Origin of the sequence: Streptomyces sp. NPDC048057 (assembly GCF_040653095.1) — a bacterium.
Taxonomy (GTDB): Bacteria; Actinomycetota; Actinomycetes; order Streptomycetales; family Streptomycetaceae; genus Streptomyces.
The window spans coordinates 1-23,121 of record NZ_JBEZNF010000028.1; the positions used below are offsets into that span (position 1 = coordinate 1).

At 72.6% G+C, this 23,121-nt stretch carries 23 protein-coding genes; 9 read left to right on the top strand and 14 right to left on the bottom strand.

Annotated features, from left to right (window positions below):
- Positions 1-95 precede the first annotated feature (95 nt).
- From AB0E05_RS28280 to AB0E05_RS28290, 3 genes are all read left to right on the top strand, one after another.
- Entirely contained in the window at positions 96-407 is a 312-nt protein-coding gene (locus AB0E05_RS28280; RefSeq protein ID WP_361968504.1) for a hypothetical protein, read from the top strand.
- Positions 404-601, top strand: coding sequence for a hypothetical protein (locus AB0E05_RS28285; RefSeq protein WP_361968506.1), 198 nt, complete (start codon positions 404-406; stop codon positions 599-601). Before AB0E05_RS28280 ends, AB0E05_RS28285 begins: the two co-directional genes overlap by 4 nt.
- A gap of 128 nt (positions 602-729) precedes the next feature.
- Entirely contained in the window at positions 730-1,155 is a 426-nt protein-coding gene (locus tag AB0E05_RS28290; protein WP_361968508.1) for a DUF732 domain-containing protein, read from the top strand.
- A gap of 283 nt (positions 1,156-1,438) precedes the next feature.
- Here the strand turns inward: AB0E05_RS28290 and AB0E05_RS28295 are convergent, their stop codons facing one another.
- Positions 1,439-2,185 (bottom strand): SDR family oxidoreductase, encoded by a 747-nt coding sequence (locus AB0E05_RS28295; protein WP_361968510.1) that lies wholly within the window; start codon positions 2,183-2,185, stop codon positions 1,439-1,441.
- 129 nt (positions 2,186-2,314) lie between these two features.
- Between AB0E05_RS28295 and AB0E05_RS28300 the strand changes: the two genes are divergently transcribed.
- The gene (locus AB0E05_RS28300) at positions 2,315-2,788 is read left to right on the top strand and encodes an Rrf2 family transcriptional regulator (RefSeq protein WP_361968512.1); all 474 of its coding nucleotides are present in this window, start codon (positions 2,315-2,317) and stop codon (positions 2,786-2,788) included.
- Between the two features lie 15 nt (positions 2,789-2,803).
- Here the strand turns inward: AB0E05_RS28300 and AB0E05_RS28305 are convergent, their stop codons facing one another.
- A complete protein-coding gene (locus AB0E05_RS28305) occupies positions 2,804-4,180 on the bottom strand; it encodes an MFS transporter (protein ID WP_361968514.1) in 1,377 nt (458 codons plus the stop codon).
- A gap of 331 nt (positions 4,181-4,511) precedes the next feature.
- Positions 4,512-5,324 carry a serine protease gene (locus AB0E05_RS28310; RefSeq protein WP_361968516.1) on the bottom strand — a complete coding sequence of 271 codons (813 nt, stop codon included), beginning with the start codon at positions 5,322-5,324 and terminating at the stop codon, positions 4,512-4,514.
- 245 nt (positions 5,325-5,569) lie between these two features.
- On the opposite strand from AB0E05_RS28310, the gene AB0E05_RS28315 reads away from it, so the two are divergent.
- The gene (locus tag AB0E05_RS28315; protein ID WP_361968703.1) at positions 5,570-6,316 is read left to right on the top strand and encodes a class I SAM-dependent methyltransferase; all 747 of its coding nucleotides are present in this window, start codon (positions 5,570-5,572) and stop codon (positions 6,314-6,316) included.
- A gap of 83 nt (positions 6,317-6,399) precedes the next feature.
- On the opposite strand, the gene AB0E05_RS28320 is transcribed toward AB0E05_RS28315, so the two are convergent.
- Together AB0E05_RS28320 and AB0E05_RS28325 are read right to left on the bottom strand one after the other, a co-directional pair.
- Positions 6,400-7,230, bottom strand: a complete 831-nt coding sequence (locus tag AB0E05_RS28320) for a histidine phosphatase family protein (protein ID WP_361968518.1) — start codon at positions 7,228-7,230, stop codon at positions 6,400-6,402.
- A complete protein-coding gene (locus AB0E05_RS28325; RefSeq protein WP_361968520.1) occupies positions 7,136-7,864 on the bottom strand; it encodes an SDR family oxidoreductase in 729 nt (242 codons plus the stop codon). Before AB0E05_RS28325 ends, AB0E05_RS28320 begins: the two co-directional genes overlap by 95 nt.
- A gap of 341 nt (positions 7,865-8,205) precedes the next feature.
- On the opposite strand from AB0E05_RS28325, the gene AB0E05_RS28330 reads away from it, so the two are divergent.
- From AB0E05_RS28330 to AB0E05_RS28340, 3 genes are all read left to right on the top strand, one after another.
- Positions 8,206-9,486, top strand: a complete 1,281-nt coding sequence (locus tag AB0E05_RS28330) for an aspartate aminotransferase family protein (protein ID WP_361968522.1) — start codon at positions 8,206-8,208, stop codon at positions 9,484-9,486.
- 2 nt (positions 9,487-9,488) lie between these two features.
- A complete protein-coding gene (locus AB0E05_RS28335) occupies positions 9,489-10,943 on the top strand; it encodes a fatty acid--CoA ligase family protein (RefSeq protein ID WP_361968524.1) in 1,455 nt (484 codons plus the stop codon).
- 88 nt (positions 10,944-11,031) lie between these two features.
- The gene (locus AB0E05_RS28340) at positions 11,032-11,433 is read left to right on the top strand and encodes an S-adenosylmethionine decarboxylase (RefSeq protein WP_361968526.1); all 402 of its coding nucleotides are present in this window, start codon (positions 11,032-11,034) and stop codon (positions 11,431-11,433) included.
- 163 nt (positions 11,434-11,596) lie between these two features.
- On the opposite strand, the gene AB0E05_RS28345 is transcribed toward AB0E05_RS28340, so the two are convergent.
- The 4 genes from AB0E05_RS28345 to AB0E05_RS28360 form a co-directional block, all read right to left on the bottom strand.
- A complete protein-coding gene (locus tag AB0E05_RS28345) occupies positions 11,597-11,866 on the bottom strand; it encodes a phosphopantetheine-binding protein (protein ID WP_361968528.1) in 270 nt (89 codons plus the stop codon).
- Entirely contained in the window at positions 11,863-12,945 is a 1,083-nt protein-coding gene (locus AB0E05_RS28350; RefSeq protein WP_361968530.1) for an HAD-IIIC family phosphatase, read from the bottom strand. The genes AB0E05_RS28345 and AB0E05_RS28350 overlap by 4 nt, the downstream gene beginning before the upstream one ends.
- A complete protein-coding gene (locus AB0E05_RS28355; RefSeq protein ID WP_361968532.1) occupies positions 12,942-13,364 on the bottom strand; it encodes a GNAT family N-acetyltransferase in 423 nt (140 codons plus the stop codon). The genes AB0E05_RS28350 and AB0E05_RS28355 overlap by 4 nt, the downstream gene beginning before the upstream one ends.
- 123 nt (positions 13,365-13,487) lie before the next feature.
- Entirely contained in the window at positions 13,488-14,708 is a 1,221-nt protein-coding gene (locus AB0E05_RS28360) for a bis-aminopropyl spermidine synthase family protein (RefSeq protein WP_361968534.1), read from the bottom strand.
- 192 nt (positions 14,709-14,900) lie between these two features.
- On the opposite strand from AB0E05_RS28360, the gene AB0E05_RS28365 reads away from it, so the two are divergent.
- Complete coding sequence (locus AB0E05_RS28365) at positions 14,901-15,686, top strand: alpha/beta hydrolase (RefSeq protein ID WP_361968536.1); 786 nt, start codon at positions 14,901-14,903, stop codon at positions 15,684-15,686.
- 46 nt (positions 15,687-15,732) lie between these two features.
- Here the strand turns inward: AB0E05_RS28365 and AB0E05_RS28370 are convergent, their stop codons facing one another.
- The 5 genes from AB0E05_RS28370 to AB0E05_RS28390 form a co-directional block, all read right to left on the bottom strand.
- Positions 15,733-16,707 carry a Gfo/Idh/MocA family oxidoreductase gene (locus tag AB0E05_RS28370; protein WP_361968538.1) on the bottom strand — a complete coding sequence of 325 codons (975 nt, stop codon included), beginning with the start codon at positions 16,705-16,707 and terminating at the stop codon, positions 15,733-15,735.
- A 3-nt stretch (positions 16,708-16,710) separates the two neighbouring features.
- On the bottom strand, positions 16,711-18,447 hold the full coding sequence (locus tag AB0E05_RS28375; protein ID WP_361968540.1) for a radical SAM protein: 1,737 nt from the start codon (positions 18,445-18,447) through the stop codon (positions 16,711-16,713).
- Positions 18,448-18,540: 93 nt separating this feature from the next.
- The gene (locus AB0E05_RS28380) at positions 18,541-20,274 is read right to left on the bottom strand and encodes a radical SAM protein (protein WP_361968542.1); all 1,734 of its coding nucleotides are present in this window, start codon (positions 20,272-20,274) and stop codon (positions 18,541-18,543) included.
- Positions 20,267-21,934, bottom strand: coding sequence for a beta-ketoacyl synthase N-terminal-like domain-containing protein (locus AB0E05_RS28385; RefSeq protein ID WP_361968544.1), 1,668 nt, complete (start codon positions 21,932-21,934; stop codon positions 20,267-20,269). Before AB0E05_RS28385 ends, AB0E05_RS28380 begins: the two co-directional genes overlap by 8 nt.
- Complete coding sequence (locus AB0E05_RS28390) at positions 21,931-23,121, bottom strand: glycosyltransferase (RefSeq protein WP_361968546.1); 1,191 nt, start codon at positions 23,119-23,121, stop codon at positions 21,931-21,933. Before AB0E05_RS28390 ends, AB0E05_RS28385 begins: the two co-directional genes overlap by 4 nt.

Here is a 23,121-nt window from a genome sequence, read left to right on the forward strand (position 1 = left end):
TTTCGGGGCGCAGTAAGTCATCGGACCCAGGAACACACCTCCGAGTTCCTCCCGGCTTTACCGGGGATACGTCAGAGCGCTTCGTGGCGCAGGACATGCGAGACCTTATCGTCCGCGCCTGTACGTGGCTGCTGCGCCTACTCGTCCCCGCCCGGGGTCGTCACCGCGCCCCCGCCGACTCGCCCCGACCCGCCCCGGTCGTCATCTGCGCGCCCCGCACACCGATCCCTGTGCACGTCCTCGCCCGGACCATGCCGCCCCCGCCCCGAACGTTCCGCATCCCGCCGTACATGGGCCCGTGGATCGAGAGGCAGCAGCAGGCGCAGCGCCGTGTAGCGGTCGCTCTCGCCCTTGTGGGCATCGATTACGCCTACATGCCCGAGGGCGTCACGGCGGTGGTCGCATGACCCGCGAATGGCTGCACGCAGACACCGCCGAGCCGTTCACCGCGTGGTGCGTCCACTGCGGACACAAGACCAACGCCCCCGTGGTCGTCGGCTCCATCGAGCGCGCAGGCGGAGCCCCGCTCACTCAGTACGCCTGCCCCGAGCACGCAACGCAGTACGGCGCCGGGCCGAGCCCTGACGACGTGATCAGGTAGCGCACCAATAGGCACTGTCAGCCCCGTTCGACCACGTGTCGGACGGGGCTTTCGTGTACCTGCGGTGCAGTCGACGTGATCAGTGTGTAATGAGCACGTGCAGTTAGGTGATCAGGGGAGGGACCGCAGTGGAGCGTAAGACGTGGGTCATCGTGGGCGGGGCAGTGTTGGCGTTCGGAGCCGTTCTCTCGCTGTTCGAGGACGACGACAAGGGAACCGACGACAAGCCGACTGCCAAAGCGTCGGTCGTGGCTTCCGCAGCCGCTGCGGAGCCGTCAGCGCCCGTTACGGGCAGTGGTGTTCCGACACCGGACGCGCAGCAGCGTGCAGCCCTCATACGGGCTCTGGCAGCCGTAGACGCAGGCTTGGTTGCCAAGGAGGAGCGCGCGGTCAGTAGAGCCCGCTCCGTGTGTCTGGACATCAAGGAAGGCAAGGACGCAGCGACGGTTCAGAAGCACGCGCGGAGCCGCTACGAAGGAGGCACCGTGCCCACCCTTAACGACGACCAGGCGGCGCGCATCGTGTCCGCGGTGAAGTCGTCGTTCTGCTCCTGATCAGGCAGCAAACAGCCCCGTTCGGCCACGCGCCGGACGGGGCTTTTCTGCGTCTGACCTGGTGCTTTTCGAGTTGTCAGGGTGTAGGGTCTGCGCAGTTCCCCGCGCCCCCAAAAACCTCCACCTCAGCCCGCACCCAAGTGACGGGGGCAGCGAATCAGGGGCGCTGGGGGTACCTCCCATGCCCTCTTGGCACAGGGGGCGGAACTGCGCGAACAACCCGCCGCACGACGAGCCCGCCGCACGGCGATGGCGCGGTGGCACGGGGTCTTCCGGGCGCGGACTACCGGCGTTGCTCGGCGAGCCAGTCGTCGAAGGTGGTGGGGGCGATGCGGGCGTCCGGGCCCGGGAGCATGATCTCGCCCGCCATGCCGGGGCCGAAGAGGCCCGACCAGGTCGGCACCAGCTTCACCGTCCGGCCGCGGGCCTGGTGGGTGCGGCGGGCCATGTCCACGAGGTCCTGGGTCTCGGGCCCGGCCACGTCCACGTACCGGCCCTGCGGTTCGCCGACCGCGATCTCGGCGAGCACGTCGGCCACGTCGGCGGGCGCGACGGGCTGGATGAGCAGCGGGGCGATCGGGGCGACGCCGTCCTGCTCCGTCCACCCCGCCACCATCTCCGCGAAGTCGTGGAACTGGGTGAACGGCACGATCGTCCACGGCACCGACCCCTCGGTGACCAGCCGCTCCTGCTCCCGCTTGCCGGCGTAGTGCGCATTGCCCTCGGTGCGGTGGACGGCCGCGATGGAGAGCAGTACGTGGTGGCGGACGCCGGCGCGCGCTTCGGCGGCGAGCAGGGTGCGGGTGGTGGTGCCGAAGTACGCGACCGCCTCGTCCCGGTCGGTGGCCGTGGAGTTGGTGGCGTCGACGACGGCCGCGACGCCGGCGAGGGCGTCGTCCAGGCCGGCGCCGGTCGTCAGGTCCACGCCGAGGGAGCGGCTGATGCGGACGACCTCGTGGCCCTGCCCTTCGAGGGCGGCGGCGGTGCGGGAGCCGATGTTCCCCGTGGCACCGGCGATGGCGATCTTCATGGCGCGTTCTCTCCTTCGGTACGACCCACTGGGCGCGGAAGCAGGGCAGCCGGCGCGGCTGACGACTGTTGAGGCGCGAAGCAATTCAAGACTATATGGACCTTCAATGTCCACGATAGAATCGTTTCCGTGAAGCTGCCTGTGAGTACTGAGTGGGTTCTGCACTGCGCCGCCGCCCTGGCGCAGCTCGAACCGGGCACGAGCGTGTCGGCCGTGCAGTTGGCGGCGCACTACGACCTGCCGGCGCCGTATCTCGTCAAGCAGCTCAAGACGCTCGTCAGGGCGGGCGTGTTCACCGCGACCACTGGCCCGCGCGGCGGGTTCCGGCTGGCCCGGCCCGCGCACGAGATCACCCTGTTGGACGTCGTCGAGGCGGTGGACGGCGCCTCGGCGCCGTACGAGTGCCGGGAGATCCGGCAGCAGGGGCGGGGGGCGGCACCGCCGGAGGCGTGCCTCGCCCCTTGCGTCCTCGCGGTGAAGATGGCCGAGGCGCACGAGGCGTGGCGCGCCTCGCTCGCCGCGACGACCCTGACGGACGTCGTCGCGACCCTGCCGCCGTCCGCACCGGCCCGTACCCGGCGGTTGTTGTCGAGGCCGTCGTGACGTGCGGGGCACGGCTCAGGCGACGGGCCGCCGCGGGTGGCCGATCTTCGCGCCGCGCCCCTGTTCCGCGAGCTTGCGCGCGTCCCGGTCCGGGTGGATCAGCAGCAGCGCGACGACCGCGCCGACGGCCATGAACGCGCCGAGCAGCAGGAAGCCGTCGCCGTACCCGTCCGCCCGCGTCCGGCCCGCGGCCACCATGTTCCCCATCACCATCGGGGCGACGATCCCGGCCGCGCTGTAGAAGCCGGTGACGACGCCGAAGACCACGCCGCGCTGGCCGGCGGGGACGACGTCGGACAGCCCCGCGAAGCCGGCCCCGAAGCCGGCCGCGCTCAGGCAGGCGCTCAGCACCAGCAGCACGAGTTGGAGGGGGCCGCGGTCCAGGGCGGAGAAGGTGAGGACGCACGTCCCGGAGCCGAGGACCATGACGGCGGGCAGCACGCCGCGGGTGACGCGGTTGCTGACCCCGCGTCTGGTCAGCGAGCGGGACCAGAAGCCGACGCAGATCACGGCGGTGGCGCTGCCGAGGTAGGGCAGGGCGACCAGGTTGCCCGCGGTCGTCGCGTCGTACCCGAGGCCCTCCTCCAGATACAGCGGCAGCCAGCTCACTTTGATGGCGGTGTTGGCGTACGCGACGAAGAACAGCAGCATGGCGCCGATCAGCGTGCCGGTGCGGAACAGGCTGCCCAGCGGCACCCGTTTCGGCAGCACCACCGCGGCGGGCCCGCCCTCGGGCGCCTCCTCCGCGGCGGCGGACTCGGGGCCCGCGTCGCCGCCGAACAGCCAGAGCACCACCACGACCGCCCCGAACACCGCCAGCACCCCGAAGGCGGCGTGCCAGGAGTGCTCGCTGATCACCCACGTCAGCACGGGGGCCGCGATCAGCGGACCGAGACCGGCGCCGGCGACCACGATCGAACTGGGCACCGCCCGCTGGTGCGCGGGGAACCAGGAGTGCGCCACCTGCATCGCCAGCGCCGTCGTCGGCCCCTCGGCGAAGCCCAACAGCACCCGGCACGCCACGATGGCGGTGAAGCCGACCTGGAAGGCCATCGGCGCCAGGCTGAGCACCCACAGCGCGGCGACGCCCGCGAGCAGCCACCGCACCCGCACCTTCCCGCCGAGCCAGCCGCCGAGCACGGACCCGAGGGAGAAGAGCCAGAAGAAGCTGCTCTGGATGAAGCCGAAGTCCCGGTCGTCCAGACCGAGTTCCTGCTTCATCCCGACACCGGCGAGGCCGACGACGACCTTGTCCGCGAAGTTGACGAGCATCAGCCCCACCAGCAGCGCCATGACGATCCACGCCTTGCGGCGGTGCGCGGCCGAGCCCCGGTCGGCCGCCTTGGACGCGTGGGGCTCGGAGCCGGGTGCCGCATGCTGATCGACTGCCATGGATGCCTCCCTGGGACGTGGCCCGATTCCGGTGAAGTGAATCAGCAGTAACCACGGCTCCGGAGGCTGCACGGAACGGCCCTTCCGTTATCGCCCGTTCACTTGACTTCCCGATCCCGGCCCCGTTCCCGAGCGCCGCCGGCCGCCGCCCGGTCAACTCGGGCGTCGGCGGGACGGCCCCAACGGCGTACCGAAGCAGCGGACTTACGGCCCGGGGGCGGTCGGGGAGTCCGCAGGGGCGGGCGGGAGCTGTCAGGGGGCGTGGAGGACCACGTCCGGTTTACGGGGCGGCCGCCGCGCTCGGACGACCGCGCGGCGACACCGGGCGGGGTCAGCCGCGGCCGGCCAGGGTGTCCCGGATCCACTCCGCGTACGCCGGTGCACTGGCGTACAGGCCCGGGCCCTGCGAGCAGGGCACCCCGGGGGCGCCGGGGCCGGAGGTCACGCCGATCAGCTCCCAGCGCCCGCCCTTGCCCCGTTGGATCTGCGGTCCGCCGGAGTCGCCGTGGCAGGCCATGGCGTCGGGCACCCGGCTGATGGTGCACAGCCGCGTCTCGTCCGCGTATCCGGGGGCGCACTCCTGCGCGGCACCCCTGCGCGTGTCGAGCTGTTGGAGCCGCTCCGCGAAGACCATCGGGGTGTCGACGGTGGTGCCGAAGCCCAGGAGCCGGGTCGGGGTGCCGGGCGGACCGGGACGCTCCGCGATGCGAATCGGCTTCCGGGCGACCGGCCGGTCCAGCTTGACCAGCGCCACGTCGTGCTTGTTGTACGTCTCGCCCATGCCGTTCTCGTAGCCCGGGTGGATCACGGCGCGCTCGATGGCGCGGACGGTGCCGCCGGACTTGCGGTGCTCACTGCCGATGCGGACCGTGCCCTGCGGCGTCACGCCCACGCCCGGGTCCAGGCAGTGGGCGGCGGTCAGCACCCACTGGCGGTCGATCAGCGACGCCCCGCACACCCCGTCCGGCATGCCCTCCGCGGACACCGGGATCGACGCCATGAACGCATGGCGCTGCGTGGAGTCCACGCCGCCCACGATCGCTCCGGCACTGCCGGCCGTCGCGGCGACGCACGCCGCGCCGACCAGGGCGACGACCGCGGCGCGTACGGATCGACGGCGGCGAGGGGACTTCGAACTCTGCACGGGAACACCTCTGGGGAATCGAAGGTCGGTGATGTCGACCAGCCTGTCCGCAGCGGACCCACGGCACCATCCGGCCAACATCCGCATGGATGCGAGCGTCTGCCCCCCTGACGAGGGGGCAGCCTGCTACACCCCGCGTCGAAACGGCTCGACGCCCGCGCGCCACCCGCGATCACCCCGATGCCAGCCGCCCCATGTGTTACGGATGTACCTTCATATCCCCTACATCCGTGAGGACGCTCCCCGTGGATCTGCCGCGCATCTTCACCCTCCGCGAAAGCAGCCACCGCATCCACAACCCGATCACCGCCGAGAAGCTGGCGACGGTCGGCCGGGCGCTGCGGCTGAGGCCGGGGGCACGGGTGCTCGACCTGGCGAGCGGATCCGGGGAGATGCTCTGCACCTGGGCCCGGGACCTCGGCGTCCGGGGCACGGGGGTGGACATCAGCAGCGTCTTCACCGCCCGATCACACTCGCGCGCCGTGGAGTTGGGCGTGAGCGACCGGGTCGACTTCGTCCACGACGACGCCTCCGGGTACGTGGCCGACGAGCCGGTGGACGTCGCCGCCTGCCTCGGCGCCACCTGGATCGGGGACGGCGTCCCGGGCACGGTCGACCTGCTCCGCCGCAGCCTGCGCCCCGGTGGCCTGCTGCTGATCGGCCATCCGTACTGGCGACTGGACCCGCCCGACCGGGCCACGGTCCAGGCGTGCCACGCCGCCGACCCCTCCGACTACCTGGCGCTGGCCGGGCTGATCGGCCAGTTCGGCGGACTCGGTTACGACGTCGTGGAGATGGTGCTGGCCGACCAGGACAGCTGGGACCGGTACCGGGCGGCGCAGTGGTTCAACCTCCGCCGCTGGCTGGACGAGAACCCGGACGACGACCTGGCGGAGCAGGTGCGGGACGAGCTGCGCACCGACCCCGCGAGCTATGTGCAGCACGAGCGCGAGCACCTCGGCTGGGGCGTCTTCGCCCTGATGGCCCGCTGAACTGCGGACGGGGACGAGGCAGACGAAAGGGCCGCACCCGCCGCCGGGGAGGGTGCGGCCCCCTCGGTCCGCCGGCCCCTCCGCTACGAAGCGGGCCCGCGCGAACCTTCCAGGGACGGCTCGGCGAGATGGGCCGCGTCGTCGTACCGCACCAGGCTCCACCCCTGTCCGTCGTGGACGAACTCGCTGATCGACGTGGGCGCCGGCGAGGCGTCCGAGAAGAGCGCCGGCGGGGGGACGTCCAACAGGCCGACGGTCGCGGCCACGACGAAGCCGGCGTGACACACCACCATGACGTCGTCGCCGCGGTGACGCGCCGCCAGGTGGTCCATCACCCGACGCGCCCGACCGGTGAACGCGGACCAGCTCTCCCCGCCGGGGGCGAAGGGCCGGTCGCGGTGGACCGTTATGTCGAACGTGCCGTGGACCTCGGCGTACTCCTCGGTCGAGAGCCCGTCGGCCGCGCCGAAGTCCATCTCCCGCACGCCCGGTTCGACGAGCGGTTCACCGAGCCCGAGGCCGTCCGCCAGGACGGCGGCGGTCTGGTGGGCCCGGAGGATCGGGCTGGTCAGCAGGGTGTGCGGCGGATCCTGCGCCAGTCGCAGCCGGTCGGCGAGGAGGGCCGCTTCGGCACGGCCGCGGTCGGTGAGTCCTGCGCAGTTGTCGCCCCCGGCGACGATCTTCTGCACGCTGGCGTGTGATTGTCCGTGTCGTACCAGTCTTACGCGGGTGGATAATTCATGGTCGTGCGCCATTCGTGCGACTTTCCTTTTGTTTTCTCGTATGGATTTCACGGGCCTGGAATTCCGGCACCGGCATTCAGTCGAGATGCCAACCGCCGTCGACGGCGAGGCTCTGCCCGGTGATGAACCCAGCATCTTGGGATACCAGAAACTCCACCGCCGCCGCCACATCGCCCGGGCTGCCGTGCCGCTGCATGCACTGGCGTGCGAACTCGCGCTCCCGCCAAGCGGGATAATCCGGATGGGATCTTTGGTCAGAACTCAACTCGATGGAGCCGGGACGGATCGAATTCACCGTGATTCCCTGCGGCCCGAGTTCGCGGGCGAGCGCTCGGACGAACGCCTCAAGGCCGCCCTTGGCCGCGATGTACGGCACGAGTTCGACCCGGCCGGTGCGGGTGAGGACGGTGGAGACCGCGACGATGCGGCCGACGCCCCGCGCGACCAGATGCGGGGTGACGCTGCGGACGCACGCCATGTGCGCGATCAGGTTCACGTCGACGGCGCGCCGCACGTCGTCCCCGGAGGTTTGCGACCAGGGCCGGTACTCATAGGCACCGGCGTTGCACACCAGCACCTCCAGCCGCTCCCGATGGGTGCGCACGGCACGGTCGAAGGCGTCCACGGTCCCCTGCTGCGTCAGGTCGCCGACGACCGTGGCGAGGACGTCCGCGCCGGCGCGCGTCGCCCGCTCGACGGTGTCCGCGAGACCGCCGTCGGCGGCGAGGTGCGTCAGGACCAGGTCGTGGCGGGCGGCGAGGCGCACCGCGACGGCCGCCCCGAGCCCCGAGCCCGCACCGGTCACGACCGCGACGGGCCGGGCCGGCTCCCCGCCCCTCGCGCTGTCATGACTTTCCCCTTTCGTCCCAGCACCCTCCCCGGCTGCCCCGGCTTCCTCACCCGTCCCGTCAGCTGCTTCGCCCATCGGCCTGCTCCGCCTCCTCCAGCTTCTCCGCTTTCGCAAATCCACCAAGAAGATCGTGCCAGCCGGCCCGGCGACGAACCACCCCTCGTAAATCAGCCATTCCGAGGGGGCGCTCTGTCGCTCTTCAGATGTCTGCGGGACTCTGTGGTCCCCACATGCGTCGAAGTCGGAGGTTCTCTGTGAGCACCGGGGGCGTTGTTCGATCATCGAATGCCGAGTGTTTGGACAGCATCAGGAGCGTGGTCGCCGGCGGCGTCAGCAGCAGCCTCCGCGCCGCAGCGATACCGGTGCCCCTGGTCGTCCGCAGCGCGCAGGGCTGTTTCCTGAGGGACGTCGAGGGCAGCGAACTGATCGACTGCAACATGGGATACGGCCCCCACATCTTCGGTTACGCGGACCAGGACGTCCTCGGCCCCGTCGCCGATCAGTTCGCCCAGGGGCACATGACGGGCCTCCCCCACGAACTGGACTTCGAGGCCGGCCGGTTGATCGCCGACCTGGTGCCCGGCGTCGAGATGGTCCGGTTCGCCAACTCCGGCACGGAAGCGGTGGCCTCCACCCTGCGGCTGGCGCGCGCCACCACCGGGCGTACCCTCGTCGTCACCTTCGAAGCGCACTACCACGGCTGGAGCGAAACGGTCCTGCGCGCGGGCAAGTCCGCGCTCGCCATCGCCGGCAGCACCCCCTCGGACGTCGTGCCCGGCGCCCCGGGGATGATCCCCGAAGCGCTCGCCCACACCGCCCAACTGCCGTGGAACGACGCCGACGCCGTGCGTTCGTTCTTCACCCGCGAAGGCGACCGGGTCGCCGCGGTCATCCTGGAACCGGTCCTGGTCAACGCGGGAGTGATCCCGCCGGCGCCCGGGTTCCTGGAACTCCTGCGGGAGCTGACCCGGGCCAACGGCGCGATGCTGGTCTTCGACGAGGTGATCACCGGCTTCCGGGTGGCCCGCGGCGGAGCCCAGGAGCTCTACGGCGTCGAGCCCGACCTCACGGTGCTGTCCAAGGCGATGGGCGGGGGCGTCCCCGTCGCCGCTTTCGGCGGCCGGGCCCACGCCATGCGGATGCTCGCCCGCAACGACGCGTACCACGCCGGCGTCTACGCCGGGAACCACGCCGCACTGCGCGCGGTCGTCGCGACCCTCACGAAGATCAGTTCACTGCCCGAGCTGTACGACGAGCTGGAGGCCGTCGGCGCCTATGCGCAGGACAGCCTGAACGAGGTCTTCGCCACCGAGAAGCGGAAGGTGCACATCACCAGGGTCGGCAGCCTGCTGTCGGTGTCCCTGCTCAAGTCCCCCGTCGAGGACCCCGGCGACCTCCGCTCGCTCGCCGCGGCCGTCGACCCCTCCGGGCACCGCAAGTTGCAGATGCTGGCGCAAAAGGAGGGCTTGTACTTCCACCCGCACGCGATGGAGCCCTGGTTCCTGAGCATGTCGCACACCCGGGACGTCATCGACAAGGCGACGAGCGCCCTGCGCCGCGCCCTCGCCGGGCTCTGACGGTGCCGGCCCGCATCGCGCCCGTCGACCTGCTGCGCGAGCGGGCCGCCGCCCTCGGCGACGCCCCGCTCGTCAGCGACGACGCGGAGAGCACGGGCGCCCGTGAGCTGCTGGCGCTCGTCGACGCCACCGTGGACGCGCTCCGCGCGCACGGTGTCGGGCCGGGCGAGTTGGTGGGGACGGTCGCCTGGCCGCCGGCCGCGTTCATCGCCGACGTCCTCGCGACGGTGGCCGTCGGGGCGGTGGCCGTGCCGCTGTCGCGCCGCTGCACCCCCTGGCAGTTGGAACGGCTCCAGGCCCATGCACCGCTGGCATGGCTCTCGGCCCCCGACGCATCGCCCCTGACCCTCCGCTCCCCCGCGGCCCTACGGCCGGGACGCACCCTGAGCCGGGGCGCGGGGCAGCCGCAACGGGCCTACGAAGCAGCGGCCACGGCCCAGTTGACCTCGGGTACCACGGGCCACGCCCGGCTCGCGCTGCGCCCCGCGACCGCCCTGCTGGCCGAGGCTGAGCACTACCGCACGGCGCTGCGGCTCGGCCCGGGCGACGTTTTGCTCTCCCCGGTGCCGCTGCACCACGCGTACGGCTTCGGGCTGTGCGCCCTGGCCGCGCCGCTGGCGGGGGCGCGGGTGCGCTGTGTGGAGGCGGGCCGGCCGCGGGTGCTGCTGCGCGAGGCGGCGGCCGGCGACGTGACGCTGTTCGTGGGGGTGCCGCCGCTACTGCGGTTGCTCGCGAAGGCGAGCCGCGCGGGCGCTCACCCCACCGGCGCCCGCGCCGTGGGCTTCCTCTCCGCCGGCATGGCGCTCGACGAGCACACCGCCGCGTCGATCGCGACCCGCCTCGGCGGTCACGTCGGCGAGGTCTACGGAACCACGGAGACCGGCCCGATCTGCGTACGACCGCCACGGCCATGGCAGCCGGGCACGCCCGCACCGGGCGCGCCGCTCCCCGACGTCACGGTGACCCTCGCACCGCCCCCGGGCCGGCGGGCGAACGGCGGCTCGGCCGGGCTGGTGACGGTGCGCTCGCCGTCGATGATGCTCGGATACGCGCAGGACGGGGCGGTCGACGCCGCACCGGTGCGCGACGGCTTCACCACCGGTGACCTCGCGCGCTGGGCGGGGGACGCGCTGGTCCTGGAGGGCCGCCTGTCGACCTGCATCAACGTGGCCGGGGACAAGGTCAGCCCGGAGGAGATCGAGGCCGTGCTGCTGGCCTTCCCCGAGGTGGCGTCCTGTCTGGTGGTCGGGGTGGCGGACCCGGTGCTCGGGCAGCGGATCAGCGCCACGGTCACCCCGGAATCGATCGACCTGGCCGCCCTCGACCGCTTCTGCCGGGAGCGCCTGCCCGACTCCCGCGTCCCCCATCTGTACCGAGCCGTGGCCGAACTGGCGACCACCGAGACCGGGAAGGTGATCAGGCCCTCCCCCGTCGGCGCACCGGGAAGCGGCGCCTGAGGGCGCGCACCCCGGGGGCCGGGGAAGTCGGCGATCTTCATGTCCCTTGCTGCTGTGCGGAGTTGGCGCACGGCGGTAGGCTGGCGCGATGTCCACAGAGCACGGCACGAGCGCCAACGGTTCGTCGAGCGACGTCGTCGAGATCATCCAGGGTGAACTCTGCTCCTACGCGGTGGAGGTCTGGGTCACCGACCCCGCCGTCCTGACCGACGAGGAAGCGCTCCGGTCGATCCTGCGCAACGCGGCCCACGCGGGCAACGCGACGGTCCTCGACGAGTCGTCGCACGTCTTCCCCAACGGCGCCGTCACCGCGATGCTGCTGCTGTCCGCGTCGCACTTGTGCGTGCACACATGGCCGGAATTCAGGCTGGCCAACATCGACCTGTTGGCCTATGGGCGGCTCAACGGCGAGCTGATGATCTCCGAGATCGAGGCGGCGCTGAAGCCGGAACGGATCAACATCTCCCGGCTGCACCGCGCTGTGCGCTGACGCCTCCCGCGGGGTTGGCGGTACGGGCCGCTTGCTCGTCGCTTGCCTGCGGATGCGTTGGTCTCTGCGGGCCGTCACTGCACACTCATCACGGCGCCAGCGCGCCCGCCGGAGGTGACCCCGGCCCCGGCAGGCGCACGCGGGACCGGGCCGCCCGTAGGGCTCAGCGGTACTCGGCGACGAAGTCCCGCAGCCTCGCGATGGACTCCAGCGCGTCCAGGTTCAGGTCCTCCAGCGCGACGTCCACGGCGTACCGCTCCAGGATCAGGGCCAGCAGCGTCATGCCGGCGAGGGAGGTCAGGCCCACCTCGGGGCCGAACAGGGGGGTGTCGGCGGGCAGGTGGTCGATCTGCGCCCGGTCGACGCCCACGGCCCGGGCGATCAGCCCGCGGATCTCCTGTTCCAGCGCGTCCCGTGGCTCAGCGGACGTCATGACGCGGCTCCGTACTCACACTCGATCCAGGCAGGGGCTTCGGGCAGGGGCCCGTCGGTGGCGCGGGCGAAGGTGACCAGGGGCGCGGCGGCGCCGTCTTGTTCGGCGCGGAAGCCGAACTGGCGCAGCAGCAGCCGCAGTTCCATGTTGTCCGCGCCGATGCGCACCGGGGTGCGCACGGCCGGGGCGTCCGCCGCCCGGGCCCGCTCCAGGAGCCAGCGCAGGAAGGCCGCGGACACCCCGCGGCCGGCGACCCGGCAGGACAGGGTGAGGAGGCGTACATCCCAGGCAGCGTCGGCGCCATTCTCGGAGCCGGCCACGGCGACGACGGCGGTGCCGACCATGCCGTACGTCCCGAACCGGTCCGTCAGCTCCGCCACGGGCAGGAACCAGTCGGGCGCGTCGACCATCGACCGCACCGCGGCGGCGTCCAGCTCGATGCCGCTGGAGTTCAGTCGGTGGGTGCGGGCGGCCAGCTCCACGATCCGCGGGACGTCCGCGTGCTGCGCGGGACGCATCCGTACGCGCATCCCGCACCAGCGCAGGAAGTCCTCCCGGGAGCCCTCGAAGGTCCCCTCGGCCTCCTTGCGGCGCGCCTCGTCGCGGTAGCGGGCGACGCGGCCCCGGCTCTCCTCGGTGAGGCCGGCGGGGTCGAGCGCGGGCAGGTCGAGCAGTCCGGGGGCGTCCTCGGGCGCGAGCGTCAGCACCTCGGGCAGGGCCGCGCGGACCTCGGCGCGCTCGTAGGGGCTGTCGTCGACGAGGACCAGGGAGGCGAGGCCGATCCTCAGCTCACCGGCGATGCGGCGGAGCGACTCGCTCTTGTCGTGCCAGGCGACCTGCGGTGCGAAGAAGCGTCCCGAAAGCTCGGCGTCGGCCCGTAGCCGTGCCAGCACGGAGGGCCCGGAGCGGCTGGCGACGCTGCTGAGGACCCCGCAGGCGGCCAGCCGGTCGATCAGCTGGAGGACCTCGGGCCGGGGCGTCGGCAGGGTGCCGTCGGGGGACTCCAGGGCGATGCCGTCCCAGAGAGTGTCGTCCAGGTCCCAGACGACGCACTTGACCATCGCGTCGTCGGGGATCACTGCTGCGGGCCCGCCGAGGGGAGCCGCATCGTCAGATGCGTGGACTCGAAGCCGAACTTGCGGTAGAGGGTGCGCATCCGCACGTTCCGGACGTGGACCTTGCCCACGACCTCCTCGACGCCCTCGGACCGGACGAACTCCAGACCCTTCTCCAGCAGCAGCTCGCCGATCTCGGTGCGCTCGGGGACGTCCGCGACCGCCAGCGAGCGGAAGTTCGCGTAGCGGGCGCCGCTCATGGCGTTGGTGTTGACCGTGATCCACAGCCAGCCGTCGGCCGGCCCGTCGCCACGGCACGCCACCAGCATCCCGTCGCGGGTGCGCGTCATCGCCTTGAGGAGCTTCTTCTCGTGCACCGCGGGATCCGTGATGGCCTCGTCGGCGAACGAGATCTTCGCGATCTCGACCTCGAATTCGGCCATCCGCGGAATGTCGTGCTCGTCGGCCCTGCGGACCGTGATACCGCCAAAATCACCTTGCATGATGCCCTCGATTGTAGCCGTCGGTGACCGGGGGCGCCGCGGCGGCCCCGGTCCCGGGTGACGTCAGCCCTCGGTGGTCCCGGCGCCGTCGGCGGCCTCGGCCACCAGGGTCCCCGGCCGGAACCGGGTCCCGCCGCACGCCGTGCAGCCCGCCTGCTGGAGCTCCGCGACCGAGGCGTGGGGCGCGCCGGGGCCGACCTCGTAGCGGGCGTCACACTCCGTGCACCGGTACTCACGGGCCCGGCGGCGCTTGTCGCGGGTGTAGAGCGGGCCCCGGTACTCGTCGACGTCGGCGAGGCCGGTGGCCTCGGTCGTGAGCAGGTGCTGGAAGAAGCCGGTGCCGCCGAGGATGCCGCTGCCCTCGTACGCGTTGAAGTTCCGGATGAAGGAGTGCGTGACCAGGCCCAGGTCCATGATCTCCCGCTGGACGTCCAACATGTCGTTGGGGCCCTTGGAGCCGAAGGAGAAGAAGATGCTGCGGGCGGGCCCGTCGGCGAGCGCCTCCACGGCCCGGGACAGGAAGAGCCGGGCGCCTTCGGCGGTGTACGGCGGGTCGGTCATCGCCACGTCGTACTGGCCGCGCAGCCGCTGCGGCAGCGGATGCCGCAGGTCGTGCTGGGTGAGGTCGACGCGCAGGTCGAGGCCGGTCGCGGTGTCCGCGATGAAGTCCAGGAACTGGGGGGCGATGTCGACGACGGCCAGCCGGGAGGCCAGCTGGATGCCGAGGGCCCTGCCGACGACCCCGATCGCCAGGGACACCAGGTCGTCGTCGCCGATCAGCACGAGGGAGCTGCCGGGCAGCAGCCCGGCGTCGATCAGCGCGAGCACCCGGCGGACCTTGGTCTCCGCCGTGCAGTGCGACTGGTCGAGGGCGAGGTCCACCGCGGGGCCGGCCGCCATGATCTCGCGCAGCTCCTCCACCGCGCCCTGGAGCCGGTCGGGGATGACGTACTCGGTGCCCTCGCAGGTCGCGCAGAGCGCCGACAGCTCCAGGGTCATCCCGAGGTCCGCGGTCAGGGCCGCGCCCTCGGGGGTGAGGCGGGAGGGGCGCTCCTTGCTGAGCAGCCCCCGCTTGCGGAACTCGTTGGCGACCGCGGCGACCAGCGGCACCGGCAGCGAGGTGGCCCGGCTGACGTCGCGCACCGCGGGGGCGCCGAGGCGGCGGAAGGCGGCGAGGACGCCGCGGACTCCGGGGGCGCCCTCCTGGAGGCCGACCGCGTCGGCGACCTCGTACAGGACTGCCCCCGGGGACGGGCGCAGTTGTGGGGCGGCCTTGCTCACCATGACGTCCTCACCGTGTCGGCAACTTCTTCGTGTGCGTCGTGCTGTTCGGTGTCCTGAGGGGCGGTGGTCACGCATCGTGCTCGTCGCGTCGGTCGCCGTGTCGCCCTGCGGCGGGTGCACGGCGGGTGCGCGGTTCGGCCGCGGCGCCCTGACTCCGTGTGCATCCTACGGCGCCGCGGATACCATCGCGGAGTGCTGCGTGACGGTGGTCGGACAAGTCAGGGCGGTGCGGACCCGCCGGCGGAGACGTGGGAGGCCGTGCTGCCGTTGCACTGCCGGGTCGTCGGCGACCCGTCGGGCCGCCCGACCGTGCTGCTGCACGCCCTGGGCGAGACGGGCGCCAGCTGGGACCGGCTCGCTTCCGAACTGGCCGTCCGGGGGCGCCGGCTGTACGTCCCCGATCTGCGCGGCCACGGCCGCAGCCCCCGGTCCGCCGGCTACTCCTTCGCCGCGCTGTACGCGGACGTGGTGGCGCTGCTCGACGCGCACGAGCTGTCCGGGATCGACGTCGTGGGCCACTCGATGGGCGGCCACGTCGGCTGGCTGCTCGCCCAGCGCCAGCCCGCGCGGGTCCGCCGGCTGGTGATCGAGGACACCCCGCCGCCGCCGCGTGACGCCGCGGCGGAGGCGGAACTCGCCGCCCGGAGCGGGGGCGACGGCAGCCGGGCGCAGGTGCTCGCCCTCTACCGGGAGTTCCGTGCGCTGCGCCGCTCGGGCGAGCTGGACGCCGCGGCGGTGCGGCCGATCATCGACGAGCTGCGGCGCGCCGACGAGCAGTGGTGGCGCCGGTTGGCGGACGTCACCGCGCAGACGCTGGTGATCAGCGGCGGGCTGTCGAGCCCGGTCCCCCGGCCCCTGCTGGCGGAGGTCGCCGCGCGGGTGCCGCACGGACGGATGGTGGCCGTGGACGCCGGGCACTACGTGCACCGGGAGGAGCCGGAGCGCTTCGACGCCGAGGTGCTGGCGTTCCTGGCCTAGGGCCTGTCCACACGCGCACAAGGAAGCGCTGGCGCTGTCGGCGCGCTCACGCGAGCGGTGCAGTTCGTGCCCGGTCGTACGCGGACTCCACCAGCAGTTGCACCTCCAGTGCTTCCTTGGCGCCCGCCAGCGGCGCGGACGACCCGTCGACGGCCGTCAGCCGGTCGAAGAAGGCGGTGACGGCCGCGAGTTCCGGGCGGCCGGCCGCGGTGGTGACCGTGCCGTCCTCGTGGCGGAACTCGCCCCGTCGCAGGTCGAGCACGTGGTCCCCGTCGGCGGTGGTGAGCGTGACGGAGGTGTCCAGCCGGCGCGCGGCCCGGTCGATCCGCAGGGTCGCGGGCAGGCCGCCGGGGAACGTGAGTTCCACCCGGGCGCGTTCCTCGACGCCCGGTGCGTCCACCTCGCACTCCTGGACCTCGGGGGCGCCGAAGACGGTGACCAGCAGGTCCAGGAGGTGCGGGCCCAGGTCCAGGAGAGCACCGCCGCCGGCCCGCGCCCGGTCCCCGTACCAGGGGGTGTACGCCCGCCAGACCCGATTGCCCGGGGTGACGACGGCGGCGGTGACGTGCCGTACGCCGGCCCGGGCCGCCGCGGCGAGGGGGGCCGCGAGCGGGTGGCAGCGGAAGGGCAGGTTCACGGACAGCAGGTGGGCCGCGGGGTGCGCCGCCATGCGCCGGGCCTCGTCCGCCGTGGCGGCGAGGGGCTTCTCGCACAGCACGGCGACGCCCGCGTCCAGGGCCGCGAGGACGGCTTCGGCGTGGGCGTCGTTGGGGGTGCACACACTCAGCGCGTCGGGCCGGGTGGCCTCGATGAGCCGGTGCACCGAGTCACCGCTCCACACCGCGGGGCGGTCCGCCGTCAGGGCGCGGGCCCGTTCGGCGTCGGTGTCCACGACGCCGACGAGTTCGACGTCGTCGCGGGCGTCGACGCAGGGCAGGTGGTAGCGCTCGAAGACGCGTCCGCAGCCCACGGCGGCGAAGCGGACGGGCCGCGCGCGAGGCGTCTCGCTGGCGGGGGCCACCGGTCAGCCCCGCACTTGCGCGAGGGTGTGTTCACCGCAGGCCCGCGCGACCTCGACGGCGAAGTCCGGGAAGGTGTGCCCGAGGTGTTCGCGGTCGTACGCCGTGACCATGGCGCGCAGTTCGTCCTCCAGCCGTTCGACGAGGTGCGGCGGGTCCTCGTCGGCGATCAGCAGCCCGGCGTTGAGGAAGGCGACCAGCAGACCGGCGAGTCCCTGGTCCCACAGCCGCAACTGGCCGAGCAGGGGGCGCAGCGACGCGGCGTCGAGGCCGCGGCGGGCCCGGACGGCGTCGGCGATGCTCTGGGCGAGGAAGGGGACCTCGTTCTCCTTGCGGTCGTTGATCTCCGAGGAGATGCGGCTCCAGGCGGTCCACAGGTGTTCGACGCGCTCGTCCTCGATGCGGTAGTCGCGGCGGGCCTGGAGCAGCACCTCGCGGGCGGGCCCGTCGACGCCGGGGATGTCGGGCAGGTCGTAGCGGGTGGCCTTCTCGTAGATCTCGGTGCCGCGCAGGGCGATGGCGCGGTTGATGAGGAAGAAGGGGTTCTCGCTCTCGTGGACCCGGGCGGCGACGATGAACTTCAGGTTCTCCCAGAGCTCGTCGACCGTGGTGCCGGGCTCCAGCATGATCCAGCCCGGTTCCAGTTCGATGTGCTCCTGTTTGAACAGCCGGGCGGCGTCGAAGTTGTACTCGACGGTGGTGCCCTTGCGGAAGCGCTTCATCATGCCCGGCGAGCCGGTCTCCATGCCGAGCAGCGCCAGGTCCATGCCGGCGCGGCGCAGGGTGCGCAGCGCTTCGCGGTCGATCAGCCCGGTGTCCACCCGGAACTCGCAGTGGAAGGAGACCTTCACGCCGCGGCGCAGGATCTCCTCGGCGAAGCCGATCGCGTGGCTGTACCCCTCGTCGAAGGCACCGCCGAAGTTGTCGTCGTTGAACCACAGGAAGCGGGTGCCGAACTCGCGTTGCAGGTACTCGATCTCGTCGACGGCGTCCTCAACGGGCCGCACGCGCCAGTAGCTGCCGATGACTCCGGGCTGCCTCGGCGCGTAGCAGAAGGTGCACTTGGCGTGGCAGCCGCGGCTGGTGTAGGTGGAGGCGCGGGGGGTGGGGATGCCGGTCTTGCGGTGGTGCATCAGCAGGTCGCGCGCGGGCCACGCTTCCTTGGTCAGGTCGGGGAGCTTCGGCGGGCCGCTGCTGCGGACCCGGCCCTCCTGCCAGAACCACAGCCCCGGCACCTTCCGCCAGTCACGGCCCGCCGCCAGGCACTCCATGAGCCCTTCGACGGTCATCTCCCCTTCGCCGAAGGCCACGCAGTCCGCCTCGGGGATCAACTCGGCGATCAGCTTCGCGTTGTACGTGCAGAATGCGCCGCCGATGGCGACGAACACCTTGGGATCCGCCCGCCGCACGCACCGCAACAGCCGTACGGCATCGATGATGTGCAGGTCGTACATGATGCTGATGCCCACGAAGCTCGGCCGCTCCCGACGCACCAGGTCCGTGATCGCCTCGTCGCTGGGATGCCGCCCGTGCAGGTTCAGCGCCCGTACGGTGTGGCCGCAGGAGCGCAGGTGGCCGGCGATGCACGCCACGCCCAGGTTCTCCCGGACGCGCTTGTAGAACAGCCGCATCGCCGGATCGAGGCGCAGGTACTCCTCGTCGTTGATCATCACGTTCTGGTTGTTCAGGCTCGCGGCACCGGTGGGGATCTCCCGGGGGGTCAGCAGGAGCACATCCGACACGACCCGTCTCCTTTTCCTCTTCGCTGACGTTCCTCACATGACCCCGCGCGGCGCCCGGCCCCGCGCGGCCTTCCCGGCTCGCGGCACCGGGGCTCAGCCGGCCAGGGCCCGCTCCGACTCCGCACACCGCCTCTTGGTGTCCGCGACGAAGTCCGGGTAGGTGCGGCCCAGATGTTCTCGGTCGTACGCGTCGACGAGCGCACGCAACTCGGCCTCCAGCCGCGCCGCGAGCTGCGGCGGGTCCTCGTCGGCGAGCAGCAGCCCGACGTTGAGGAAGGCGACCAGCAGATGGGGCAGCCCCTCGACCCAGCGGCGCAGCCGGCCCAGCAGTGGGCGCAGCCCCGCTTCCCTACGGGCCCGGCGGGCCCGGGTGGCGTCGGCGATCAGCTGGGCGAGGAAGGGCAGTTCCTCCTTGCGGTCGCTGACCTCGCCGCTGACGCTGCTCCAGACCGCCCAGACGTCCTCGACGCGGCCGTCGGGGATGCGGTACTCCCGGCGGGCTTCGAGCAGGACGTCCTTCGCGGGGCCCTCGACGTCCGGCAGTTCGGGCGTGCCGGGGTCGACGACCTTGTCGTACATCTCGGTGCCGCGCAGCGCGATGGCGCGGCTGATGAAGGAGAAGGGGTTCTCGCTGGGGGCGATGTCGGCGGCGACGATGAAGGCGAGGTTCTGCCACAGCTCGTCGACCGTGGTGCCCGGCTCGATCATGATCCAGCCGGGTTCCAGTTCGATGCCCTCCTTCTTGAACAGCCGGGCGGCGTCGAAGTTGTACTCGACGGTGGTGCCCTTGCGGAAGCGTTTTGCCATGGTGGGCGAGCCGGTCTCCATGCCGAGCAGCGCGGAGAGCATCCCGGCGCGGCGCAGCGTTTGGAGCGCTTCGCGGTCGATGAGCCCGGTGTCCACCCGGAACTCGGAGTGGAAGGAGATCTTCACGCCGCGGCGCAGGATCTCCTCGGCGAAGCCGATCGCGTGGCTGTACCCCTCGGCGAAGGCACCGCCGAAGTTGTCGTCGTTGAACCACAGGAAACGGGTGCCGAACTCCATCTGGAGGTACTCGATCTCGTCCACGACGTCGACGGGAGAACGGACCCGCCAGGCGTTGCCGACCGCCACGCCCGGCGCCCGCGGCACATAGCAGAAGGTGCACTTGGCGTGGCAGCCGCGGCTGGTGTAGGTGGAGGCGACGGGGGTGGGGATGCCGGTCTCGCGGTGGTGGATCAGCAGGTCGCGCGCGGGCCAGGACTCCTTGGCCAGGTCGGGGAGCTTCGGCGGGCCGCTGCTGCGGACCCGGCCCTCCTGCCAGAACCACAAGCCCGGCACCTTCCGCCAGTCACGCCCCGCCGCCAGGCACTCCATGAGCCCTTCGACGGTCAACTCGCCCTCGCCGAAGGCCACGCAGTCCGCCTCCGGGATCCGCTCGGCGATCAGCTTCGCGTTGTACGTGCAAAAGGCCCCGCCGATGGCGACGAACACCTTGGGATCCGCCCGCCGCACGCACCGCAACAGCCGTACGGCATCGATGATGTGCAGGTCGTACATGATGCTGATGCCCACGAAGCTCGGCCGCTCCCGACGCACCAGGTCCGTGATCGCCTCGTCGCTGGGATGCCGCCCGTGCAGGTTCAGCGCCCGCACCGAGTAGCCGCAGGAGCGCAGGTGGCCCGCGATGCACGCCACCCCCAGGTTCTCCCGGACCTTCTCGTAGAACAGCCGCATCGCCGGATCGAGGCGCAGGTACTCCTCGTCGTTGATGAGCACGTTCTGGTTGTTGACGCTGGAGAATCCGGTGAGGATCTCGCGGGGGGTCAGTAGCACCGCGTCAGCCATGTGTACTCCACTCCAGACGTCCGTCCGGGGCGCTCGTGCCCGCCGTCAGCAGGAGCGCCGCGTTGTTGCCGCCGAAACCGAAGTTGTTCACCAGTACGGAACGGATGCCCGGGCAGGGCTCCGGGGTGCGCAGGACGCGGACGTGCCGGGCGGCCAGCGGGGTGCGCAGCCCGGGGGTGCCCGGGAGCGCGCCGTGGCGCAGGGCGCGGACCGCGGCCACGACGGCGGGGAAGGCCGACGCGTGCAGCAGGTGTCCGGTGGCGCCCTTGTGGGAGCTGACGGGCACGTCCCGCCAGCCGAGTTCCGCGCCGATCTCGTCGAGGGCCGACAGCTCCGCCTCGTCGCCCTGGCGGGTGCCGGGGGCGTGGCCGTGGACGTGGTCGACCGAGGTGCGGCCGGCCATCGTCAGGGCGGTGCGGATGCAGTCGGCGCTGATGTGCGCGTTGAGCCGGCTGATGCCCTGGCCCGCGACCCGGCAGGAGATGCCGGCGAGCGTCGCCCGGGGCGGGTGGCCGCGGGCCTCGGCGCGCGCGGCGGTCTCCAGCACGATCGCGCCGGCGCCCTCGCCGACGGTGACGCCGGAGCGGTGCTCGTCGAAGGGCCGCGCGGTGTCGGTGCTGGTGGCCCGCAGCACGTCCAGACAGGCGTAGTCGTACGGGTTGAGCGCCGACACCCCCGTGACCACGGCGACGTCCGCGAGGCCGCAGAGCAGCCACTCGCGGGCCATGGCCAGGCCGAAGGCGCCGGACGCGCAGGCGTGCGCGACCACGGCCGCGTCCCCGGCGTCGACGCCGAAGCCCTCGCCCGCCCAGTCGGGCTCCAGGGCGATCTCCTCGATGCGCGGGGCGCCCGCGACCCGCGGCAGATGGGGCACCACCCCGGCAGCAACCAGGAGGGTGCGGGCGGGGAGTTCGTCCATGCCGGCGTCCCGCAGCGCCTCGGCGCCCGCGCGGTCGGCGAAGGAGCGGCGCACCGGGCGTCCGACCGCCACCGGCTCGTCGCGGGTCGCCTGGCCGACCGTACGGCTGCGGAAGCGGGCGGCGTCGAACCGGGTCAACTCGCCGAGGGCACGCCGGTCGTCGAGCAGCGCCCGCCAGAAGGCGTCCGTCCCGGCGCCGAAGGCGGTGACCAGGCCCGTGCCGGAGATGACGACCGCGTCGGCGGGGGCGGGACGCGCCGCGGCGGTGCCCTCGGGGGTCACCGGGAGCGCCGCCACCCGGAACGCGGGCGCGTCGTGGTCCCGTACCACTGCGCAGACGACGACGGCCGGGTGCAGCCCGGTGTCGACCGCGGCCCTGGCCCAGCGGACCGCCTGCTCGGCCGCCCTTCCCGGGCTGATCAGGACGTATCCGGGCCCCCGCCAGGTGCCCGGCTCCGCGAGGTGCTGGAGGAGTTGGGCGGGCTCGGGCGACATGGCCTCCGAGGGCCGAAGCCGGCGCCCGCCCGCCTCGGCCTCGGCGCACCGGCTGACGTACGCGGAGGTGGTCTCCACGCTGTAGTCGGTGGCCGCCAGGACGACGGGGACGGTGGTGCGCACGGCGTCGGGCAGCTGCGCCAGCGTCGACGTCAGCACCTCGACGAAGGTGGCGGCCAGCGCTTGGCCGGCGGTCGGCGCGGCCCGCCGGCGCCGTGCGTCCAGCTCCTCCAGCGCGGCCTTCACGGCCCAGGTCCTGTACGGAGTTCCCGCGTGGGAGAAGGATCGGTGTCTGGTGCCGTCGAATCCAAGGCGGAGGATGGGGGCACCTCCCGGGCCGCAGGGCCAAGGGGAAGAGTCGACACGGTGGGGGTCCCCCCACGCCCTTCGGGCGTAGGGGGCTGTCGGCGAGGGACGACAACGCCTGAGGCGGCGGTGCCAGGCGACGCGACGCCGCGCGGGAACTCCGTACAGGACCTAGCCCTGTCGGGGGCGACGGCGGGGGTGAGCAGGTCGGCCAGCGCGTCGAGGGTGAGCCGGCCGGCGAGGAAGGCGCCGACCTCGGCGAGGCGCGGGTCCCCGTGGCGTTCGGCGACCAGCCGCCAGAACCGCGCCAGCAGGTCGGCGGCGTCGCGGCGCAACCCGGGGAGGTGGTAGGCGGTGGCGTCCAGCAGCGCGAAGGCGGCGCCGGCGGCCTTCAGCCGCAGGCCGAGTTCCAGGTCCTCGCCGCCCCACAGGTCGCCGTAGTGCTCGTCGAAGCCGCCGACCCGGTCGAAGACGGTGCGCCGCACGCTGGTGTTGGTGCCGATGCAGGCGAGCCAGTGCAGCCGCTCCCGGCCCGGGGTGTCGAGCACCGCCCGCGCGGTGCGTTCGATGAAGGAGCGACGGGGGCCGAAGAGGCGGGCGTGCTCGGGGAGGTCGGCGAGCGCGGCGGCGTCGATGCTGCGGCCCCGGGCGCCGACGAGGGCCGGGCGGAGCACGGCGGGGTCGGGGGTCAGGGCGAACGCGGACAGGTCGGTGACGGCTCCGTGCACGACGAGGGGTCCCGCTGCCCGGTGGGCGCGCAGATGGGCGTCGAGCAGCCCGGGGGTGGCCACGGTGTCGTCGTCGAGGAAGAGCAGGACCTCCCCACGGGCCAGGGCCGCACCCTGGTTGCGGGCCCGGGCCGGGCCGCGCCCGCCGGTGGCGGCCGTCCGCAGCGGCACGTGGTCGGGGACGGCCGCGAGGACGGACTTCAGATCGGTCGCACCGGTGGCGTCGGCGGCGTCGTTGACCAGGACGACCTCGTACCGGTCGGGCGGCAGGGTCTGCTGCCCGAGCGCGGTGAGGGTCAACAGCAGCCGGGTGGTCCGGTCCCGGGTGGGCACCACGACGCTGAGCGCCACCGGGTCGCAGCCGCTGCCCGGTGGGCCGAGGGACGGGGACGTCCGCAT